This window comes from Pseudomonas sp. Pse1 (assembly GCF_024519635.1).
Lineage (GTDB): Bacteria > Pseudomonadota > Gammaproteobacteria > Pseudomonadales > Pseudomonadaceae > Aquipseudomonas.
This window is the reverse complement of record NZ_JALJRO010000050.1, coordinates 1-2,061: the sequence shown is the minus strand read 5'-3', so window position 1 is coordinate 2,061 and position 2,061 is coordinate 1. Positions and strand designations below refer to the sequence as shown.

Here is a 2,061-nt window from a genome sequence, read left to right as displayed (position 1 = left end):
TCGTCTTCTTCAATGAATCAAGCAATTCGTGTGGGAGCTTATGCAGCAGCTGATGTCGTCGATTAAGGAGGTGATCCAGCCGCAGGTTCCCCTACGGCTACCTTGTTACGACTTCACCCCAGTCATGAATCACACCGTGGTAACCGTCCTCCCGAAGGTTAGACTAGCTACTTCTGGTGCAACCCACTCCCATGGTGTGACGGGCGGTGTGTACAAGGCCCGGGAACGTATTCACCGCGACATTCTGATTCGCGATTACTAGCGATTCCGACTTCACGCAGTCGAGTTGCAGACTGCGATCCGGACTACGATCGGTTTTATGGGATTAGCTCCACCTCGCGGCTTGGCAACCCTTTGTACCGACCATTGTAGCACGTGTGTAGCCCAGGCCGTAAGGGCCATGATGACTTGACGTCATCCCCACCTTCCTCCGGTTTGTCACCGGCAGTCTCCTTAGAGTGCCCACCATAACGTGCTGGTAACTAAGGACAAGGGTTGCGCTCGTTACGGGACTTAACCCAACATCTCACGACACGAGCTGACGACAGCCATGCAGCACCTGTCTCAATGTTCCCGAAGGCACCAATCCATCTCTGGAAAGTTCATTGGATGTCAAGGCCTGGTAAGGTTCTTCGCGTTGCTTCGAATTAAACCACATGCTCCACCGCTTGTGCGGGCCCCCGTCAATTCATTTGAGTTTTAACCTTGCGGCCGTACTCCCCAGGCGGTCAACTTAATGCGTTAGCTGCGCCACTAAAATCTCAAGGATTCCAACGGCTAGTTGACATCGTTTACGGCGTGGACTACCAGGGTATCTAATCCTGTTTGCTCCCCACGCTTTCGCACCTCAGTGTCAGTATCAGTCCAGGTGGTCGCCTTCGCCACTGGTGTTCCTTCCTATATCTACGCATTTCACCGCTACACAGGAAATTCCACCACCCTCTACCATACTCTAGCTCGTCAGTTTTGAATGCAGTTCCCAGGTTGAGCCCGGGGCTTTCACATCCAACTTAACGAACCACCTACGCGCGCTTTACGCCCAGTAATTCCGATTAACGCTTGCACCCTCTGTATTACCGCGGCTGCTGGCACAGAGTTAGCCGGTGCTTATTCTGTCGGTAACGTCAAAATTGCAGAGTATTAATCTACAACCCTTCCTCCCAACTTAAAGTGCTTTACAATCCGAAGACCTTCTTCACACACGCGGCATGGCTGGATCAGGCTTTCGCCCATTGTCCAATATTCCCCACTGCTGCCTCCCGTAGGAGTCTGGACCGTGTCTCAGTTCCAGTGTGACTGATCATCCTCTCAGACCAGTTACGGATCGTCGCCTTGGTGAGCCATTACCTCACCAACTAGCTAATCCGACCTAGGCTCATCTGATAGCGCAAGGCCCGAAGGTCCCCTGCTTTCTCCCGTAGGACGTATGCGGTATTAGCGTCCGTTTCCGAACGTTATCCCCCACTACCAGGCAGATTCCTAGGCATTACTCACCCGTCCGCCGCTCTCAAGAGAAGCAAGCTTCTCTCTACCGCTCGACTTGCATGTGTTAGGCCTGCCGCCAGCGTTCAATCTGAGCCATGATCAAACTCTTCAGTTCAAACATCTTTGGGTTTTTAAGAAACCCTAAACTTGGCTCAGCAATCGTTGGTTACATCTTTGATTTCTCGCGGAGTAACTTGTGATGCTGATAATCTTGTTGACTATCAGTCTGACTGCACAAGCACCCACACGAATTGCTTGATTCAGTTGTTAAAGAGCGGTTGGTTAAGATCTTTCGTCTCAACCGAGGCGCGCATTCTACAGCAGCCTCATTTGCTGTCAAGTGATTATTTTCAGAAGTTTTCAAGGAATCCTTAACAACTTCAACCACTTGCGCTTTCGATCTCTCGTCAGCGGGAGGCGAATTCTACAGCGTTACACGCTGCTGTCAACACCTCTTTTTCAACTTCCTTCGCGCTTCGACGACCTGAAACACTGACTGCCGAAAACTTCGTAACTCATTGTTTACCAAGGAGTTTTCCGTTTCGACTGCGCCGGAAGTGGGGCGAATTATAGACA

General features: G+C 51.2%; 1 rRNA gene. It reads right to left on the bottom strand.

Annotated elements, in window-relative coordinates:
• Positions 1-63: 63 nt before the first annotated feature.
• Positions 64-1,600 (bottom strand): 16S ribosomal RNA (locus NR126_RS28280).
• Positions 1,601-2,061 lie beyond the last annotated feature (461 nt).